Source organism: Gemmobacter aquatilis (genome assembly GCF_900110025.1).
In the GTDB taxonomy this organism is placed as follows: domain Bacteria; phylum Pseudomonadota; class Alphaproteobacteria; order Rhodobacterales; family Rhodobacteraceae; genus Gemmobacter; species Gemmobacter aquatilis.
The window spans coordinates 40817-58910 of record NZ_FOCE01000013.1 but is presented as its reverse complement, the minus strand read 5'-3'; the positions used below and the strand labels follow the sequence as shown (position 1 = coordinate 58910).

The window sequence follows — 18094 nt, the reverse complement described above, 5'->3', positions numbered from 1 at the left end:
CGGCCCTTTGCGGGGCCGCCCTTTTGATTTCGCCCGGAAGGCGCCTAGAGGTCCAGCACCACGCGGCCATTGGGGCGGGAACAGCAGATCAGCGCCTGACCGGGGCCGGGCGGGTCCAGCGGATCACTGAAATAGTCCACCTGCCCCTCCTTCAGCCCGCAGCGGCAGGAATTGCAGATGCCGGACCGGCAGACGAAGGCCGGGTCCAGCCCCGCGCTTTCGGCCAGTTCTAGGATGGAGCTCACACCGCTGTTCCACGCCACCGTCACGCCAGACCGGGCAAAGACCACCTCGTCTCCGCTCTCGGCATCGGCAGGCGGCATCGCCGGGGGCTGGCCTTTGCGGGCCACCGGTTCCGCAGCCTTCCGCACATCGGGATCGGTCAGGAAATCCAGCTTATTTAGCGATTTCGGGGCATTCACCGGAATGCGCGGGATCGCAGGCGGGGGCGGGGCAGCCTGGTCGGCGGCCAGTTTCGGCAGCGAGCCGCCGGGGCCGAAGAATTCATAGGCAATCCGTTCCGGGACAATGCCCAGGCCGGTCAGCAGCCGCCACATCGCCACCATGAAGGGCACAGGCCCGCAGAGATAGACCTGATAATCATCCAGCGGCAGCAAGGATTGCAGCAGTGCGGCATCCACCGCCCCTGTGGCATCGGCGTGATCCCCCGGCGCGGGGCTGCGCAGCACATTGCAGATGGTGATCCGCCCGGCGGCAGCGGCAGCCAGCGCCGCCACTTCGGCGCGCAGCGGCTGCACCGCGCCGTTTTCCACCGCATGAACCAGCCAGACCTTGCGATTGCCCTGTGCCAGACGATGCAGCATCGACAACAGCGGCGTCAGCCCGACCCCGCCCGCCAGCAGCAGCACGGGGCGCGTGCTGTCTTCGTCCAGAAAGAACGCGCCGCGCGGGGCTGCGATCTCGATCTCGGCGCCCTCGGCCAGCCGGTCATGCAGCCAGACCGACCCGATGCCATCGGGCCTGCCGTTCAGCCCCGCCTCGCGCTTCACCGAAATTCGGTGGCAATCCGGGGCATCAACGGCATTCGACAGCGAATAGGTGCGCAGCACCGGGCCTTCGGGGCCGGGGATGCGCAGGGTCAGATATTGCCCTGGCCGCGCAGGCCAGAGCGCGCCGCCATCGGCGGGCACCAGATGGAATGAGGTGATGACGCTGCTTTCCGGGTGCTTGCGCGCCACCCGGAACCGCCGAAATGTCTCGGCCATGGCTCAGGCCTGCATCTTGGCGTCAACCGCCTGTTCTTCGGCGATCATCGCCTCAAGCTGGCGGCGGAAGCGCAGTTGGCCCGCGTCGATCGACAGATCAATATGCGGCGAGGTCTTTTCGCGCAGCCCGATCTGCACCTCGTTCAGCACCGCGCGGTCTTCCTCGAAGGCGTGGCGCACATCCTCGCTCATCATCGCCGACAGTTCGGCATCGTCGGGGCGGATGTTGCGCAGCTGGAACCAGTAGTAGCGGGTTTCCGTCTCGGTCGAAGGGGTCATGAAGTTGTAGCTGTCCATGACAAAGGTCTTCTCGTGCAGTGTGCCCTCCGGCCCGCCGGTGCCGGCCGGGGTGAAGATCGCCCGGATCAGCGCGCTGCACGGATAGCGCACCTCGTAATGCTGCAAGCGGTCGCAGTTGCCTTCGAACTCGATGATCTTGGCATAGAAGGGCGCCGGGGCCACATCCATCATCCAGCGGTGGACGATCACGCCATCATCGGTGCGCGTCACCTTCAGCGGCGTGTCCTTGGTGGCGGCTTGGGCAAAGCTGGTCTCATGCACCCAGGCGACATGCGTCGGGTCCAGCAGGTTGTCGGTCATCAGCAGATAGTTGCACTGCAACTCCATCGCCGCACCGCGGTTGATGCCCCAGTCGGGGCTGTCGAAATTCGGAATGTCGATGATGTCATCGGCATCCGCCATGGCGGCATTGCCCATCCAGATCCAGACCAGACCATATTTCTCATGCACCGGATAGGCGCGCACCTTGGCCGCCGAGGGGATGCGGCCACCGCCGGGCGCCCAGACGCATTGGCCAGCGCAATCGAAGGTCAGGCCGTGATAGCCGCACTCAACGGTGTCGCCCTTGATCCGGCCCTTGGACAGCGGCAGCTTGCGATGCGGGCAGGCGTCTTCCAGGGCGATCACCTCGCCCTGCGTGGTGCGGAAGACGCAGATCTTTTCCCCCAGGACCAGAATCTGCCGCAGGCTGTTGTCGATCTCGCTGCTCCAGGCTGCGACATACCAGGCGTTCTTGAGAAACATGGCTACATCCCTATGTGGCGTTGTTTGCCTAAGGATTATGCGCAGACAAATGACGGCTGCCCAGTCGAGAAAGACTGGTCGATTGTTTAGATTTTCTTACATCTCATATCGCGTTTCGCCTTGGTTTCCGACAGAATCCAGTTCAGAAAATCGCGCGCAGGCTTGTGGGTCATGGTCGTCAGCCCCCAGCAGATGAAATAGGCTTCGGGCATCGTCAGCACCTCGTCCGACAGCCGCACCAGCCGCCCGGAATCGAGATCCGGTCCGGCAAAGGCTGCTTGCGCCAACACCACCCCCTGACCTGCCGCCGCTGCTTCCAGCGCCAGACTTGACAGCGAATAGACGGCAACCGTCCGCATTGGACTGGCAAGCGGGGTGCCTTGCGCCGTGAACCAGTGCGACCAATGCGGCGCCACCGATTCATCCATGCCCCAGTCGATCCCGATCAACGGCAGACGGGCCAGCCCCGCGCTGGTCCGAGCCTCGGGATGGCGGGCCAGAAATTCTGGCGAGCAGGCGGGAAAGCAGACATCGGTGAACAGCGCGCGCGAATGCGGATAATGGGTTGCGGCCAGCCCGTAGGTGAGGCGGAAGGTCAGATCCATCAACTGCGGTTCGGTCTCGCGGTGGGTGGCGACGATTCGCAGGGTGGTGTCGGGCGCGGCGGCCTGAAAGCGGTGGATCATCGGGTTCAGCCATTTCTGCAGCAGGGTTGGCAGGCCGGTCACCGTCAGATCCTCGGACATGCGCTGCGCCGAGACGAATTCCTGCGCGCGGGCCAGCCGGTCGAATCCCTGCGAAATCATCTCGTGATAGATGCGCGCCACCGGGGTCATCGTGATGCGCCGCCCCTCGCGCAGCAGCAGCGGCAGCCCGGCATGGTCTTCAAGCAGCCGCAATTGCTGGCTGATGGCGCCGGGGGTCACGCCAAGGCTGCGGGCGGCGCCGTGAACGGTGCCCGCGCGACCGAATGCCTCGAATGCCTGCAAGGCGCGCAGCGGCGGAAGGCCCGTGCTCATTTTTAAGCTCCATCCAGGATGATTGTTTAGCCAAGCTTAACAAGTATACAGCGGTAATGATTTGTGGGCCAGCGATACAGGTCTTAGGCTATTAAGATCATACATAATCGCAATCACTGCAACCCGCCTGCCGACCATCCACCGATCCGGGGCCTCCAGAGAAGGGGCGCCGTCAACAGGGAGAAAGCCAGATGGCCCTTTACACCACCCGTCGTTCCGTTCTGCTGGGCATGGGGGCGATGTCCGCCGCCACGCTTGGGCTGAACCTGCGTCCCGCCTTCGCACAGAACACTCCGCAATCCGGCGGCACCTTCCGGCTCGGGATCTCAGATTTCAGCACGGCAGACACGCTTGACCCGCAGGTCAACGAATACCGCTTCATGATGCATCTGCAATATCAGCTGCGGAACTGCCTGATCGAAATCGGCCCCGGCGGTGTGCTGGTGCCGGAACTGGCGACCGAATGGGGTCCGAATGCCGACATGTCGGAATGGACCTTCAAGATCCGCCCGGGTGTCACGTTCAGCACTGGCAAACCCCTGACCGCCGAGGATGTCGTCTGGTCCCTGAACCTGCACCGCGGCCCCGACACGATTTCCGAGGCGAAATCGCTGATGGCTGCGGTCAAGGACATCACCGTCAGCGCCCCGCTGGAGGTCAAGGTCACGTTGGAGGGGCCGAATGCGGGCTTCCCGGCCATCCTGTCGATGATCAACATGCTGATTGTGCCGGCCGAAGACCGCGACTTTGACAAGGGCATCGGCACCGGCGGCTACATCCTGGAAGCCTACGAGCCGGGCCTGCGCAGCGTCGTGCGCAAGAACCCGAACTACTGGAAAGAGGGCCGCGCGCATTTCGATGCGATCGAGCTGCATTGCATCGCCGATATCAACGCCCGCACGACCGCCCTGCAAACCGGCCAGATCGACGCCATGGGCTTTGTCGATACCACAACCGCGCCGCTGTTGCAGGCGATGCCGGGCATGAAGCTGATCCAGACCCAGGGCAAGATGCACCAGGGTTTTGCGATGAACACCACCGACCCCCTGTTCAAGGACCGCGATGTACGGCTGGCGATGAAACTGGCCATCGACCGGGAAGAGGTGCTGTCCAAGATCCAGGGCGGCTATGGCTCCATCGCCAATGACCAGCCGATCTCGCAGGCCTATGCCTATCACAACCCCAATCTCGCGCAGCATGCCTATGACCCGGAAAAGGCCAAGGCGCTGCTGGAAAAGGCCGGGGTGGCCGGGCTGACCGTGCCGCTGCATGTGGCAGAGACGCCCTTCACCGGGGCCACCAACATGGCGCAGCTTTATGCCGAACAGGCCGCCCGCGCCGGGATCACCATTGATGTCAAGCGCGAGCCGGATGATGGCTACTGGTCCAATATCTGGGGCAAGCGTGCGATGTTTGCGACCCGCTGGTCGGGCCGCGTGAACGAGGATGCGATGCTGACGCTGGCCTATTCGCGCGAAAGCATCGGAAGCTGGAACGAAAGCAGCTGGGATAACGAGGCGTTCAACAAGGCACTGGCCGCCGCCCGCAGCGAAGCCGACGAGACCCGCCGCAAGGAACTGTATTGGGAATGCCAGAGCCTGATCTGGGAAGATGCCGGGCTTGTGGCGCCGATCTGGGCCGATTTCCTGGATGCCACCAGCGACAAGATCGGCCATGGCGACATCGCCAATGACTGGGAACTGGATGGCGCGCGCTGCGGCGAACGCTGGTGGTTCAACGCCTGATCCTGTGCAATCCTGCGGGCCGGTGTCATGCCGACCCGCAGACCCGGCGATGCGGCGGGCACCGCCGTGCCGCCGCCCCCTTCCCTACCCCGGAAAAGACCATGACCCACACTGAACCTAGCGCCGGCGTGCAGGCTGCGATTGACGGGCTTGCGGCGCGTTTCGGCAGCCGCCTTAGCCGGGCCGAGGCCGTCCGTGCCCAGCACGGCGCTGTCGAAAGCTGGCTGCCGCAGGCGCTGCCCGATGCCGTCCTGTTCCTGCAATCCACCGAAGAGGTCGCGGAAGCGGTTGCCCTGTGCCATCGCCATGGCGCGCCGGTCATTCCCTTTGGCGCAGGGTCTTCGATCGAAGGGCAGGTGCTGGCGCCGCGGGGCGGCATCAGCTTCGATCTGTCGGGCATGGACAAGGTGCTGGCGGTGAACGCCGAGGATATGGATTGCAACGTGCAATGCGGCGTGATCCACCAGAATCTGAACGAGCATTTGCGCGCCACCGGGCTGTTCTTCCCGGTTGATCTGGGCGCACATGCCACGCTGGGCGGCATGGCCTCGACCCGCGCTTCGGGCACGACAACCGTGCGCTATGGCTCGATGCGCGAGCTGGTGCTGGGCCTGACCGTGGTGATGCCCGACGGGCAAGTGATCCGCACCGGCGGCCGGGCGCGCAAATCCGCAGCCGGATACGATCTGACACATCTGTTCGTGGGGGCAGAGGGCACGCTTGGCATCATCACCGAAGTGACCCTGCGCCTGTTCGGACGGCCCGAGGCCTCGCGCTCGATCCTCTGCGCCTTCGAGGATCTGCCATCGGCCACCACCTGCGTGGTGGCAGCGCTGCAATCAGGGCTGGGGCTGAACCGCATCGAGCTGGCCGATACCTTGCAGATGCAGGCGATCAATGCGCATGGTGGCGTGGCCCTGCCGGAACGCCCGACGCTGTGGGTGGAACTCACCGGATCGGCGCCTGCCGTGGCCCATGACGCCGCCCTGTTCGTCGAGCTGGCGCAAGGGTCCGGGGCGCTGCATGTGGAAGCGGCCGACAACCATGAAGCGGCCAACCGGCTCTGGCGGCTGCGCCACAATGCGCTTTACGCTACGCGGGCCTTGCGCCCGGGGATCAAGGGCATTTCCACCGATGTCTGCGTGCCGATCTCGCGCCTGCCCGATTGCATCGCCGAAATCCGCGCCGAGATCGACAAGACCGACCTGATCGCCCCGCTGATCGGCCATGCGGGTGACGGCAATTTCCATCTGGTGCTGATGTTCGACCCGGACGACGCGCAGGAAACCGCCGTGGCCCGGCAGATCAATGCCAGACTGATCGCCATCGCGCTGGCCATGGGCGGCACCGCCACCGGCGAACATGGCGTGGGCCTGGGCAAGATGGGCTATATGCAGGCCGAACACGGCGCCGCACTGGATGTCATGCGCCAGATCAAACGGGCGCTCGACCCGTCGGGGATCATGAACCCCGGCAAGATCTTCACTCTTTGACCCAGTCCTCCACACTTTGACAAGGTGTTTCCCATGACCACCCCTTCCTCGGCAGCGCTGATCCGCGCCGAAATCGCCGCCCTGCCCGATTACAATGCCGGACTTGCGCTGGATCAGTTTCGCGCCCGCTATGGCCGCGATGCCTTGGCCAAGGTGGACAGCAACGAAAACCCCTTCGGCCCGTCGCCCGCCGCGATCGAACAGATCCGGGCAGCGGCGGCGGGGGTCGGGCGCTACCCGGATGCCGGCGATACCGCCCTGCGCCATGCGATTGCCGCGCGCACCGGCCGCGATGCCGATACCGTCATCCTCGGCAATGGCTCCGAAGATCTGATCGGTGCCGTCTACCGCGCCATCCTGCGGCCGGGTGACCGCGTGGTCACCATCTGCCCCAGCTTCGGCCTGCATGAATTCGGCGCCCTGAGCCTCGGGGCCGTGGTGGAAAAGGTACCCTTTCCGGCCGATTGGCAGTTCCCGGTGGACGGCCTCATTCACGCGATGGCACAGCCGGTGCGCATCCTGATCTTCTCCTCGCCGTCGAACCCGGCAGGCCCCGCCATTGCGCCGCACGAACTGGTCCGCCTGCTGGCCGCCGTGCCGGAAGGCACGCTGATCGTGTTTGACGAAGCTTACCGCGAATATCTGTCGGGCGATCTGGCCTTCGAGGCAACAGAACTGCTCGACCGTGCAGGCCATGCCTGGATCAGCCTGCGCACCTTCTCCAAGGCGTATGGGCTGGCGGGCGCGCGCGTGGGCTATGGGCTGTGTTCCGACAGCGGAATGGCGCGGGCGCTGCGCAAGACGCGCAACCCCTTTGCCGTCAATGCGCTGGCCGGGGTGGCAGCATTGGCCGCGCTGGCGGATGACGCGCATCTTCACCGCACAACCGCCCATATCCGGGCCGAGCGCGACCGTGTCACCGCCGCGCTGACTGCGATGGGGGTCGAGGTGGCGCCGACCCAGGGCAACTTCCTGTTCTTCAAGACCGGGCAGCCGAGCACTGAACTGGCCGAGGCGCTGCGCCATCACGGCGTCCTTATCAAGGGCTGGCAGGAGAGCCCCTTCCTCGACTGGGCGCGCGTCACCATCGCGCTGGCCGAGGAAAACGACAGCTTCCTCAGCGCCCTGTCCAGGGTGCTTTGACCACCACAGGTTTGCACCGGGCCGTGGCCACGGCAGTCACGGCCCGGCAGCGGCGCAGCATCCGCCGCAACGTAGCGCCAGGCCCGGCACTGCGCCAGATGGTCGCGCGCACCCGTCGCTTGCACCGCGTCACGCTGGCCGGGGCCGCTGGGCCTTGACGCCCCCAATCGCGCAGCACATGCCGCACGACCCGTCGCTCATGGCGGCGCCTGTCCTCTGCCCCAGTGCGCCCGGCTCGGGATTGTCTCGCCCCGGATCGGCTGTATCAGCCGATGTCTCATTTCCTCGAAGTTAAGACAGTTTCGATCTGCGGGGCGGGGCGCGCTCAAACTCCTTTCGACCGATGGGGGTCGCCTTCCTATCCTTTGACGGATCATGGGAGGAAAACATGACACCATCGCGGAACACATTGGGCTGGATGTATGAAAAAATGGTCGCCAGCCGTCATTTCGAAGAGCTGATCGAAAAGATCTACATGGAGGGAAAGACCCCCGTCTTCAACATGGCGAACGGGCCGATCCCCGGCGAGATGCATCTCTCCAACGGGCAGGAGCCGGTCGCCGTGGGCGTCTGCGCCCACCTCACGCCCGATGATATCGTCACGGCGACGCACCGCCCGCATCATCAGGCCATCGCCAAGGGCGTGGATCTGAAGAAGATGGCGGCAGAGATCTTCGGCAAGGCCACGGGCCTGTCCGGTGGTCGCGGTGGCCATATGCATATCTTTGATGCCGAGGTGAACTTTGCCTGTTCGGGCATCATCGCGCAGGGCATGGGTCCGGCTGCGGGCGCAGCCCTGTCGCGCAAGCTTCAGGGCAAGCCGGGTGTGGCGGTGTCCTTCATCGGGGAAGGTGCGGCCAATCAGGGCGCGTTCCACGAGACACTGAACCTCGCCGCGGTGTGGAAACTGCCGATGATCGTGGTGGTCGAGGACAATGCCTGGGGCATTTCCGTCGCCAAGGAGGCCTCGACCGCGATCCAATGCAACGCCGACCGCGCCGCCGCCTATGGCATTCCGGGGCATTACATCCCCGGCAACGATCCGCTGAAGATCTACGAAGTCGCGGGCGAGGCCATCGCGCGCGCGCGCAGGGGCGAAGGCCCGACCCTGATCGAGGTCGAGACCTACCGCCTTGCCGGGCATTTCATGGGCGATGCCGAAGGCTACCGCCCCGATGGCGAAAAGGATGCGCTGTTCGCCAAGGACCCGATCCCCAACCTGCGCCGGCTATTGGTCAGCGATCACGGCTTCACCGAGGCGGAACTGGATGAAATCGAAGACAAGGCCCGCGCCGAGATCGAAGAGGCCATCGCCTTTGCCCGCCAGAGCCCGGATCCGAAACCGGAAGACGCACTGACAGCCGTGTTTGCCTGAGCGCGAGAGGGAGGAAAACAGATGGACAACGAACGTAAACTGACAATTGCCCGTGCCATGGCCGAGGCCACCGCACAGGAAATGCGGATTGACCCCCGCGTCTTCGTGATGGGCGAGGATATTGCCGATCTGGGCGGCGTCTTCGGCAATACCCGTGGTCTGGCCGAGGAATTCGGCAAGGAGCGCGTGCGCGACACGCCGATTTCGGAAACCGGCTTCATCGGTGCCGCCGTTGGCGCGGCGCAGGACGGGATGCGCCCTGTGGTCGAACTGATGTTCGTCGATTTCTTCGGCGTGTGTTTCGACGCGATCTATAACCTGATGGCCAAGAACACTTATTTCTCCGGTGGCAAGTTCAATGTGCCGATGGTGCTGATGACCTCGACCGGGGGCGGCTATTCGGATGCGGGCCAGCATTCGCAATGCCTTTATGGCAGCTTTGCCCACCTGCCGGGGATGAAGGTGGTCAGCCCGTCAAACGCCTATGACGCCAAGGGGTTGATGACGGCGGCGATCCGCGATCCGAACCCGGTGATCTACATGTATCACAAGGGCCTTCAGGGCATGGGCTGGCTGGGTACGGAAAAAGGCGCCATCGTCCATGTGCCCGAAGAACCCTATGAGGTCGAGATCGGCAAGGCCAGGATTGCCCGCGAGGGGCGCGATGTGACCATCGTTTCGATTGCGCAGGGGGTGCATCACGGGCTGAAGGCCGCCAGGATCCTGCAGGATCAGGGCATCAGCGCCGAGGTGGTGGACCTGCGCTCGCTGGTGCCGCTGGACCGCGACACCATCCGCGCCAGTGTGGCCAAGACCGGGCGGCTGATCGTCGTTGACGAGGATTACCACAGCTTCGGCGTCTCGGGCGAAATCATCGCCACCGTTACCGAAACCAACCTGGCCGATCTGAAGGCGCCGCCCCGGCGCATCGCCTACCCGGATGTGCCGATCCCCTTTGCCCGCGTGATGGAGCAATACTGCCTGCCCAATGCGGACAAGATCGTTGCAGCCGCGCGCGAGCTTTGCGGGGCCGTCATCCCGGCCTGATCCCCCCAGATTCCAGTCACAACAGCGCCACTCCGGATGATGTCGGAGTGGCCAAGGAAGGATATTGTCACATGGCAACCGAAATCATCATCCCGTCGGACCTTTGGGAAGGCGACGAGGAAAGCGTCATCACCGCCTGGCTGGCCGATGACGGCGCGCAGGTCAGGGAAGGCGCCCTGATTGCCGAGATCATGACCGCGAAGGTGCAGCACGAGATCTGCGCCCCGGCCAGCGGCAAGCTGTCGATCCTCAAGGAGCAGGATGCCGTCGTCGCCAAGGGCGACGTGATCGGGTCGATCACATGACCGGCACGGGCGATACCGCCGACCGCGTGGTGCCGCTGCGCGGGGTGCGGGCGATGATCGCGGACAAGATGCTGGCCTCGCTGCAGGGCGCGGCACAGTTGACCCACCACGCCCGCGCCGACATGACCGCGCTTCTGGCCGCCAAGGCGCGGTTCCGGGACGAGGGTCTGTCGCTGTCGGTCGAGGACCTGCTGATCGGGGCGGTGGTGCAGACGCTGGGCCGCCATCCCGACATCAATGGCACGGTGAAGGACCGCACGATCACCCTGTCGAAATCTGTGGATCTGGGCGTGGCGATTGCCCTGCCCGGAAACCTGCTGGCTGCGCCCGCGATCTTTGGCGCCGACAGGATGACCCTGCCGGACCTGCGCGCCGCGCGCCGCGATCTTGCGGAACGGGCCAGGATCAACAAGCTGAGCGTGGCCGAGATGACCGGCGGCACCTTCACCGTGTCCAATCTGGGCCTGACGCGGGTGGAGCAGTTCACGCCGATCCTGAACACGCCGCAGATCGGTATCCTGGGGATCGGTCGGGTGGTGGAAACCGCTGTCTGCGAGGAGGGCGGACTGGTCTGGCGTCCCTATGCGGGTCTGTCGCTGACCTTCGACCACCGTGCCATTGACGGCGCCCCCGCGGCGGATTTCCTGACGGATCTCTGCCAGACGGTCGAGAGCTTTGCGCCATGATCGTCGCAGCCTTCGGAACGGCCTCTGACGGGATCGCCCGGGAAATGGCGCTGTTGCAGCAGGGGCGCCCGGCCATTCTGCTATGGCATAGCGCGGCCCCCGCACTGGTGGTGCCCGCCGCCCTGCGCCGCCGCCCGGCGGTGCAGGACGGCGTCGCGCAGGCGGACCGGGCGGGTTGGCCCGTTGTGGACCGGCGCAGCGGTGGCGGGATCGTGCCGCAGGGGCCTTGCACGCTAAATCTGGCGCTGGTGGTGCCGCTGCAGCCGGGGTTCCGGCTTGAGGATGGCTATCACCTGATCTGCGGCGCTCTGGCAGAGGCGCTGGCACGGTTCGACATCCCGACCACCACAGGCGCCTGCGAGAATGCCTTCTGCGACGGTAAATGGAACGTGCTGGCGCAGGGCCGCAAGCTCGCGGGCACAGCGCAGCGCTGGCACAGCGGGGCAGGGGGGCCGGTGGCGCTGATCCATGCCGCGCTGCTGATGACCCCGCCTGCCCCCGCGCTCTGGCCGATCATGGACCGGCTGCACCGCGCAGCCTTCCCCGACAGCGCCGGGTTGCAGGCCGGGGCCCATATCGCCCTGACCGACCTGATGGGCGCACGGGCCAATCCACACAGTTTCCCCGGTGCGCTGGCCCGGGCGGCGGAGGACCGCCTGACCAGCCTGACCACACGGGGCCACAAGGCGGCATGACCGCCGCAAGAAACCAGCAAGGGAGGACGACATGACCATACAGTTTCACAGGCTGCGGCCGAAAAAGGAGACACATGCCGGCATGAGCCGACGCATGTTCCTCATGACCACGACCATGGCCGGGATCACCACTGGCGCCATGCTGGGGGGCAGGGCCTTCGCCGCCTCGGGCGTGCTGACCGCGGCCCAGCAGGGTACGCTGCTGCGGATGCTGCAGGACATCTACCCCCACCCGGACCTGCTGCAGCTTTCGCATTACGAGGCGATTGCGGCGACCGTTCTGAAAAATGCCGAAGCCGATGCCGAAGCCGCCAAGGCGCTGACCGATGGGCTGGGCAAGATCGAAGAGCAGGCGCAGGCGCTGTTCGGCACCGCCTATACCGACATTACGGACCCCGACACCCGCGAGGGCCTGCTGCGCCATTTCCAGAACGAGGGCTTTTTCCAGACCGTGCGCTGGACGGCCTATTTCGGCATCTATGACAACAAGGATGTCTGGCCGCTGTTCGGCTACGAGGGCTCTTCGGTCGAACATGGCGGTTACATCGACCGCGGTTTTTCAGACATCACCTTCGTTCCCCAGGGGCCGAGCCTCGAAGAGCGCATGGCAGCGGTTCAGGGCTAAGGAACAGACATCATGGCAAAATTCGATCTCAGCGACGATTCCGTCGTCGTCATCATTGGCTCTGGCGCAGGGGGCGGCACCCTTGCGAACGAGCTGGCCCAGAAGGGTATCAAATCGGTCGTGCTGGAGGCCGGCCGGCGGTTTGATCTTGGCGACATCGAGAATGACGAATGGGCGATGTTCAACAAGATCTCGTGGCTCGACAAGCGCTATTCGGGCGGTGGCTGGCATGGGGCGGTGAACCATCCGACCCTGCCCGCATGGATCGTCAAGGGCTATGGCGGCTCGACCATCCACTGGGCGGGGGTTGCCCTGCGATTCAAGGACTACGAATTCAAGACGCGCACCCACTACGGCGCCATCGACGGCGCCAATGTCGAGGACTGGCCGGTTTCGCTGGAGGAAATGACCCCTTGGTATGAAAAGGCCGAACTGAAGATGGGGGTGACCGGCAAGACCACCGGCATGCCGCACCTGCCCTGGAACAATGGCTTCCGCGTTCTGGCCGAAGGCTGCCGCCGCACCGGGCGCAGCGACTACAATTCTGGCCCGATGGCGATCAACTCGGTCGAACGCGATGGCCGTCCCTCGTGCCAGCAGATCGGGTTCTGCATGCAGGGCTGCGCCATCGGCGCGAAATGGTCCACCATGTACACCGAACTGCCCCGCGCCGAGGATACCGGCCTGTGCGAGGTGCGGACCGATTCCATGGCGCTGCGCATCGAACATGACGCAAATGGCCGGGCGAGCGGCGTGCTTTACGCCGATGCCGCGGGCAAGCAGCATCTGCAAAAGGCGCGGGTGGTCTGCGTGGCAGGCAATTCCATCGAAAGCCCGCGGCTTTTGCTGAACTCGGCCTCGTCGATGTTCCCCGACGGGCTGGCGAACAGCTCGGGGCAGGTGGGCCGGAATTACATGAACCACACCACCGGCGGGGTTTATGCCGTTCTGCCGGAAAAGGTGCATATGTTCCGCGGCACGTCGGTTGCGGGGATTGTCGGCGACGAGGTGTATCACGACCCCGCGCGCGGGTTCAGTGGCGGCTACTACCTCGAGTTCTTGTCGTTGGGCTTGCCGTTCATGGCGGCGTTCCTCGAACCCGGCAACACAGGTTGGGGGCGCGGTGTCGCGAAGGCGCTGGAATCCTATGACCACATGTCGGGGGTCTGGGTGCTGGGCGAGGATATGGCGCAAGAGCGCAATGCCATCACCCTGCATGGCACCGAAAAGGATCAGCACGGTCTTCCGGTGCCCATCGTGTCGAAGACGCCGCATAACAACGACTACGAGATGACCGAACACATGTTCAAGACATCGACGCAGATCTACGAAGCCGTAGGCGCGACGGATGTTTACGAACTGCCGGCCTATCCCGCCACGCACAATATGGGCACCAACCGGATGCATGCCGATCCCGCCAAGGGGGTCGTGAATGGCTTTGGCCAGTCGCACGATATCGGCAACCTCTTTGTCTCGGATGGCAGCCAGTTCACCTCGTCGGGCGCCTGCAACCCGACCCTGACGATCGTGGCGCTGGCCATTCGTCAGGCCGAATATATCGCGCAGGAGATGAACGCCCGCACCATCTGAGGCGGGCGAGATCGGGATGCGGCCGGGCCCTGTGCCTGGCCGTTTTCATTCGGGGCGTTGCAATCCTTCGGAAGCGATCCAGCGATTGATCGTCGCGCGGCTGATCCCCAGCAGACGGGCCGCCTTGGTGACGTTCCAGTCAGCACTGTTCAGCGCGTCGCGCAGGGAATAGCGGACATAGTCGCGCTTGGGTGTGGCCGGGCGGTTCTGGATGCGGTCGGGCAGGTCGATCACATTGATCGTCGTGCCATTGCCGCAGATCAGCGCCTCGCGCAGGACGGCACGCATCTCTAGCTGGTTGCCCGGCCAGTCATATGCGCACAGAAGCGCCATCGCCTGCGCCGAAACCGTGGGCGGGTCGGCGCGATCCCGCGCGAGATGGGCGGTGACCAGCCTCTCGACCTCGCGCTGCCGCAAGGGGGGCAGGTTCAGCACCGATTGGCCGATGAGGCACAGCAGGTCGGGTTGCAGGGAACTGCCGGACCGCAGTTGTGCCCAGGGCTGGTCCGAGGTGAACAGGACCAGCGCCCTGTCCTCGTTATAGCGGTCGCCATTGGCCCGGTCCTCGGCTTCGAGGAACTGCTTCAGCCTGATCTGGGCCGGTCCGTCCAGATGTTCGATATTCTGCAGCACCAGTGTCGGCGAGACCCGCTCGACCGGGTAGTCGCCCAGAAACCTCATGGCGTCGAGCGCCTGTGCCAGGGCTTCGGAGGCATTGGGGCTGTACGCATCCAACGTTACGCCTGTCGGGCTGATCAGCCCCAGATCCGCGATGATCGCTTGCGCGAAATCGCGGCTGTCGCCGCCGGGTGCGCCGCAGATCAACAGCGGCACGCGATAGGCCGCCAGCTTGCGGGCAGTCTCGACCAATTTGCGCATCGCCGCACCCTGATCGGCAAAACCTGCCAGCGGGCCGGTTCTGTCCAGCCGCGCAGGCAGAGACGGTGTGCCGGGATTGACGTAATAGCGCCGCGGCGGCACGCGGGCCGGGCCGCGCAGGCTGATCTCGAAATCGTGCAGGTCGGAAAGGTGCCGCCCGACCAGATTCTGATGCAGGTCGGGGCGTGCGTCGTCCTGCCAGAGCGGCAGGTTGAACACCACGACGCCCCGGTCATCGCAGGCCACCATTGTCTCGAAACAGCGCCGGGTCATCGCGTCGCGCGACATCAGACGCGCTGTCATCTTGTCGGAATGGAAGTTGCGAAACAGCCGGGTCTGGAACTGGCGCGAGGCTCGGTGCAACGATTGCTCGCATAGGCTGATCTCGTCATGCCGCCGACCGGCCGCGCCGACCAGCGTGACAGAACCGATGAGGTTGTTCTGTGCATCGGACAGTGGCGACGAGGTGCAGGCGAAACGGGAAAAGCAGTGATAGAAGTGATCCTCGCCTGAGACGGTCACCACACGACCGGCCTCCAGCGCGATGCTGATGCCATTCGTCCCGGCCAGTTTCTCGTTCCAGATGCCGCCCGCCATCAGCCCGCAACGCTGAAACTCGACCTCCAGACCTTCGGGCGCATAGCTTTCCAGCACCACGCCCTCCGCATCAGAAACCAGCAGGCAATAGCGGCTCTTGCTGGGCAGCAGAGCCGAGCGATCCAGTTCTGACGCGGCGCCGCCGATCAGATACTGGAACTGCTCGCGTCGCTGTGAAATCTCGGTGTTCTGCAGGCGCAGGATCGGCGAGCGCGTGCTGACCGCAAGCCGGTGCTTCTGCGTCGAACGCGCCTTGGACAGGTCAAGCAGTTCGCGCAACGCTGCCTTCTGAACCGAGGCAACCATGTCATTCTCCTCCCATTGCCATATCAGAAGGCCCGGCAAGCCCCAGGATTATTGCGCGCAATCTCCTTGCCGACCAAGCCGGATGTTGGTCGCAGACCGTGCCGCGCGCAGTTGCTGGAAATCGGCATCGGCATGATAGCTCGACCGAGTGAGCGGAGAGGCCGACACCATCAGGAACCCCTTGCCCAGGGCGACAGCCCTGTAGGCGGCGAATTCCTCGGGTGTCACATAGCGGGCGACCGGGTGGTGTTTGGGGGTGGGTTGCAGGTATTGCCCGATGGTCAGAAAGTCGACGCCGGCGGCCCGTAGGTCGTCCATCACCTGATGGACGGCCAGACGATCCTCGCCCAGACCGACCATCAGCCCTGATTTGGTAAAAATCGACGGCGCGCGCTGACGGACCCGGTCCAGCACGCGCAGCGAGTGGTAATAGCGCGCACCGGGCCGGACCTGCGGATACAGGCCGGGGACGGTTTCAAGGTTGTGGTTGAAGACATCGGGGCCTGCATCCACGACGCGGTCAATCGCCGCCGGGTCGCATTTCAGGAAATCCGGCGTCAGGATCTCGACCGTCGTTGTGGGGGTCATATGGCGGATGGCCCGGATCGTCTGGACGAAATGCGCCGCGCCGCCGTCTTCCAGATCGTCACGGTCAACCGAGGTGATGACCACATGCCGCAGCCCAAGACTGGCGACCGCCTTGCCCACGCGGCCCGGCTCGAACGGGTCCAGCGCCTTGGGGCGACCTGTGGCCACATTGCAGAAGGCACAGCCGCGCGTGCAGGTGTCGCCCATGATCATCATGGTCGCATGGCCCTGTTCCCAGCATTCGCCGATATTGGGGCAGCTCGCCTCCTGACAGACGGTGGTCAGACCAGCTTCGCGGACAATGGCCTGTGTCCGGTCGAACCCGTTGCCGGAACGCGCGCGCACGCGGATCCAGTTGGGCTTGGGCAGACCGGGCGTTGACGGCCGATGTGCCTTTTCGGGATGCCGCAGAACGGGGGGCAGAGGCGTGGTCATGCTGACAGCGCCTCCAGCGCCGCAAGCGCCCTGCCGCCATAGACGACCGAGGGCCCGCCGCCCATCTCGATCGCGACCGAGATCGTCTCGATCACCTCCTCGCGCGCCGCACCATGGCGCAGCGCGGCGCGCAGGTGAAACAGGATGCAATCCTCGCAGCGGATCGCAATCGAGATCGACAGAGCCATCAGTTCCTTGACCTTGCCAGACAGCGCCGCGTCGGCTGACGCCGCGCCGACCAGCTGGCTATAGGGTTTCATTGTTCCCGGTGCCGCCTTGAACAATGCGGCCAGCCGTTGATCAACGGCGGCGACTGCTGCGCCGTAAGTCTCGCTCATGGAAATCCTCCTCCTCTTGCCGCAGCGCCGGTCGCCTGTGAAACGACGCGGCGTCCCGCCTGCGGCGAACCCTGGCGCCGTTCTGCCGTTTTGCGTGATGGTGCGGAATGAACGCGATGCGCCGGGGCAGGCTTTCGGGCAAAACCGTCTCATTCCGCGTAGGGTGAGACAGTTGTGGCGCGTGTGCCGCCCCCTTTCGCCGCGACCCCGGCGCGGGCGCTCGCATGGCCCTTTGGTTCGGGCATAGATGCGGCCTGATTTCTCGGAAATCTACTCCAGAAGGTCAAGGCAATCAGCAAGAACCAAGGGATGTAGCCCATTGTCCGGCTTTGTTGCGCAAATCTCCTGAAGGCCGGATGACCCCTTTCCCTGGACAGACTTATCCTGCGCGCTGCATGAGCGGCGTTCCGAGGGCTGTGAAGCGGTTCAGGATTGCGGCCCTGATCTGAAGCTCGGCGACCTGCCTGTCGAAGTGGCGGGACATGACGCGCTCGCCGAGGAGTTTGAAGCAGCGCACCTTGGCCTCGAGCAAGCTTCGTCGATGGTAGCCGGTCCAGCGCTTCCAGATGGCCCAGCCAAGGCGGCGGCAACTGCGAATGGCATCGTTGCGCAGGGCCGCCCCCGCCGTAAGTTCCTTCCATGGCTTGCCGTTCTTGCGGGGCGGGATGACGGCGGCGGCCCCGCGTGCGGCGATGGCGGCGTGGCAGGCGCGTGTGTCGTAGGCTCCATCTGCGGTGACTATGCCTATGCACTGGCCGTCTGCGATCTGATCCAGCATGTCGGGCAATATGGGCGCGTCATCGCATTTGCGCAACAAAGCCTAGCGCAGGAGATCACCGAAAGCATCGTGCGCAACACCCAGACCGATGCCAGCTATATCTCTGTCATCTTTGAAGACGTGAAACCGTCGGATTGGGCAGGCTCTGGCAAGCTGTTCGATTGATCTCGGGCGGGCTGC

Annotated in this window: 17 protein-coding genes and 1 pseudogene; 11 read left to right on the top strand and 7 right to left on the bottom strand. The window is 64.7% G+C overall.

Annotated elements, in window-relative coordinates:
- Window positions 1-44 precede the first annotated feature (44 nt).
- From BMX43_RS17330 to BMX43_RS17320, 3 genes are all read right to left on the bottom strand, one after another.
- On the bottom strand, window positions 45-1226 hold the full coding sequence (locus BMX43_RS17330; protein WP_091303423.1) for a 2Fe-2S iron-sulfur cluster-binding protein: 1182 nt from the start codon (window positions 1224-1226) through the stop codon (window positions 45-47).
- 3 nt (window positions 1227-1229) lie between these two features.
- Window positions 1230-2270, bottom strand: a complete 1041-nt coding sequence (locus BMX43_RS17325) for an aromatic ring-hydroxylating dioxygenase subunit alpha (protein WP_091303422.1) — start codon at window positions 2268-2270, stop codon at window positions 1230-1232.
- Between the two features lie 86 nt (window positions 2271-2356).
- A complete protein-coding gene (locus BMX43_RS17320) occupies window positions 2357-3289 on the bottom strand; it encodes a LysR substrate-binding domain-containing protein (RefSeq protein WP_091303421.1) in 933 nt (310 codons plus the stop codon).
- 191 nt (window positions 3290-3480) lie between these two features.
- On the opposite strand from BMX43_RS17320, the gene BMX43_RS17315 reads away from it, so the two are divergent.
- The 10 genes from BMX43_RS17315 to BMX43_RS17270 all read left to right on the top strand — a co-directional run bounded on the left by BMX43_RS17315 (window position 3481) and on the right by BMX43_RS17270 (window position 13993).
- The gene (locus BMX43_RS17315; RefSeq protein WP_091303420.1) at window positions 3481-5034 is read left to right on the top strand and encodes an ABC transporter substrate-binding protein; all 1554 of its coding nucleotides are present in this window, start codon (window positions 3481-3483) and stop codon (window positions 5032-5034) included.
- A gap of 101 nt (window positions 5035-5135) precedes the next feature.
- Window positions 5136-6527, top strand: coding sequence for an FAD-binding oxidoreductase (locus BMX43_RS17310; protein WP_091303419.1), 1392 nt, complete (start codon window positions 5136-5138; stop codon window positions 6525-6527).
- 33 nt (window positions 6528-6560) lie between these two features.
- Window positions 6561-7670, top strand: a complete 1110-nt coding sequence (locus BMX43_RS17305) for an aminotransferase class I/II-fold pyridoxal phosphate-dependent enzyme (RefSeq protein ID WP_091303418.1) — start codon at window positions 6561-6563, stop codon at window positions 7668-7670.
- A 388-nt stretch (window positions 7671-8058) separates the two neighbouring features.
- A complete protein-coding gene (locus BMX43_RS17300) occupies window positions 8059-9045 on the top strand; it encodes a thiamine pyrophosphate-dependent dehydrogenase E1 component subunit alpha (protein WP_175482160.1) in 987 nt (328 codons plus the stop codon).
- Between the two features lie 21 nt (window positions 9046-9066).
- A complete protein-coding gene (locus BMX43_RS17295; protein ID WP_091303416.1) occupies window positions 9067-10092 on the top strand; it encodes an alpha-ketoacid dehydrogenase subunit beta in 1026 nt (341 codons plus the stop codon).
- Between the two features lie 71 nt (window positions 10093-10163).
- Entirely contained in the window at window positions 10164-10397 is a 234-nt protein-coding gene (locus BMX43_RS17290) for a biotin/lipoyl-containing protein (protein ID WP_091303415.1), read from the top strand.
- On the top strand, window positions 10394-11083 hold the full coding sequence (locus BMX43_RS17285; protein ID WP_091303414.1) for a 2-oxo acid dehydrogenase subunit E2: 690 nt from the start codon (window positions 10394-10396) through the stop codon (window positions 11081-11083). Before BMX43_RS17290 ends, BMX43_RS17285 begins: the two co-directional genes overlap by 4 nt.
- Complete coding sequence (locus tag BMX43_RS17280; protein ID WP_091303413.1) at window positions 11080-11778, top strand: lipoyl protein ligase domain-containing protein; 699 nt, start codon at window positions 11080-11082, stop codon at window positions 11776-11778. Before BMX43_RS17285 ends, BMX43_RS17280 begins: the two co-directional genes overlap by 4 nt.
- Before the next feature lie 82 nt (window positions 11779-11860).
- Window positions 11861-12403 (top strand): hypothetical protein, encoded by a 543-nt coding sequence (locus tag BMX43_RS17275; protein ID WP_139201608.1) that lies wholly within the window; start codon window positions 11861-11863, stop codon window positions 12401-12403.
- Window positions 12404-12415: 12 nt separating this feature from the next.
- Window positions 12416-13993 (top strand): GMC family oxidoreductase, encoded by a 1578-nt coding sequence (locus BMX43_RS17270; protein WP_091303411.1) that lies wholly within the window; start codon window positions 12416-12418, stop codon window positions 13991-13993.
- Between the two features lie 45 nt (window positions 13994-14038).
- On the opposite strand, the gene BMX43_RS17265 is transcribed toward BMX43_RS17270, so the two are convergent.
- The 4 genes and pseudogenes from BMX43_RS17265 to BMX43_RS17250 all read right to left on the bottom strand — a co-directional run.
- Window positions 14039-15775, bottom strand: a complete 1737-nt coding sequence (locus BMX43_RS17265; protein ID WP_091303410.1) for a sigma-54-dependent Fis family transcriptional regulator — start codon at window positions 15773-15775, stop codon at window positions 14039-14041.
- Between the two features lie 48 nt (window positions 15776-15823).
- Window positions 15824-16798 (bottom strand): lipoyl synthase, encoded by a 975-nt coding sequence (gene lipA, locus BMX43_RS17260; RefSeq protein WP_091303409.1) that lies wholly within the window; start codon window positions 16796-16798, stop codon window positions 15824-15826.
- Complete coding sequence (locus tag BMX43_RS17255; RefSeq protein ID WP_091303408.1) at window positions 16795-17136, bottom strand: carboxymuconolactone decarboxylase family protein; 342 nt, start codon at window positions 17134-17136, stop codon at window positions 16795-16797. The genes lipA and BMX43_RS17255 overlap by 4 nt, the downstream gene beginning before the upstream one ends.
- Before the next feature lie 379 nt (window positions 17137-17515).
- Window positions 17516-17935, bottom strand: a pseudogene (locus BMX43_RS17250) (transposase); the annotation flags it as partial.
- Here BMX43_RS17250 and BMX43_RS20420 point away from each other — a divergent pair.
- Window positions 17837-18079 carry a tautomerase family protein gene (locus BMX43_RS20420; protein ID WP_281243154.1) on the top strand — a complete coding sequence of 81 codons (243 nt, stop codon included), beginning with the start codon at window positions 17837-17839 and terminating at the stop codon, window positions 18077-18079. The pseudogene BMX43_RS17250 and the gene BMX43_RS20420 sit on opposite strands and share 99 nt — an antisense overlap.
- Window positions 18080-18094: the final 15 nt, after the last annotated feature.

Bases quoted from the DNA above. Each gene is read 5' to 3' on its own strand.
- BMX43_RS17330 (WP_091303423.1), bottom strand. From the start codon at position 1,226: ATGGCCGAGACATTTCGGCGGTTCCGGGTGGCGCGCAAGCACCCGGAA.
- BMX43_RS17325 (WP_091303422.1), bottom strand. From the start codon at position 2,270: ATGTTTCTCAAGAACGCCTGGTATGTCGCAGCCTGGAGCAGCGAGATC.
- BMX43_RS17320 (WP_091303421.1), bottom strand. From the start codon at position 3,289: ATGAGCACGGGCCTTCCGCCGCTGCGCGCCTTGCAGGCATTCGAGGCA.
- BMX43_RS17315 (WP_091303420.1), top strand. From the start codon at position 3,481: ATGGCCCTTTACACCACCCGTCGTTCCGTTCTGCTGGGCATGGGGGCG.
- BMX43_RS17310 (WP_091303419.1), top strand. From the start codon at position 5,136: ATGACCCACACTGAACCTAGCGCCGGCGTGCAGGCTGCGATTGACGGG.
- BMX43_RS17305 (WP_091303418.1), top strand. From the start codon at position 6,561: ATGACCACCCCTTCCTCGGCAGCGCTGATCCGCGCCGAAATCGCCGCC.
- BMX43_RS17300 (WP_175482160.1), top strand. From the start codon at position 8,059: ATGACACCATCGCGGAACACATTGGGCTGGATGTATGAAAAAATGGTC.
- BMX43_RS17295 (WP_091303416.1), top strand. From the start codon at position 9,067: ATGGACAACGAACGTAAACTGACAATTGCCCGTGCCATGGCCGAGGCC.
- BMX43_RS17290 (WP_091303415.1), top strand. From the start codon at position 10,164: ATGGCAACCGAAATCATCATCCCGTCGGACCTTTGGGAAGGCGACGAG.
- BMX43_RS17285 (WP_091303414.1), top strand. From the start codon at position 10,394: ATGACCGGCACGGGCGATACCGCCGACCGCGTGGTGCCGCTGCGCGGG.
- BMX43_RS17280 (WP_091303413.1), top strand. From the start codon at position 11,080: ATGATCGTCGCAGCCTTCGGAACGGCCTCTGACGGGATCGCCCGGGAA.
- BMX43_RS17275 (WP_139201608.1), top strand. From the start codon at position 11,861: ATGAGCCGACGCATGTTCCTCATGACCACGACCATGGCCGGGATCACC.
- BMX43_RS17270 (WP_091303411.1), top strand. From the start codon at position 12,416: ATGGCAAAATTCGATCTCAGCGACGATTCCGTCGTCGTCATCATTGGC.
- BMX43_RS17265 (WP_091303410.1), bottom strand. From the start codon at position 15,775: ATGGTTGCCTCGGTTCAGAAGGCAGCGTTGCGCGAACTGCTTGACCTG.
- lipA (WP_091303409.1), bottom strand. From the start codon at position 16,798: ATGACCACGCCTCTGCCCCCCGTTCTGCGGCATCCCGAAAAGGCACAT.
- BMX43_RS17255 (WP_091303408.1), bottom strand. From the start codon at position 17,136: ATGAGCGAGACTTACGGCGCAGCAGTCGCCGCCGTTGATCAACGGCTG.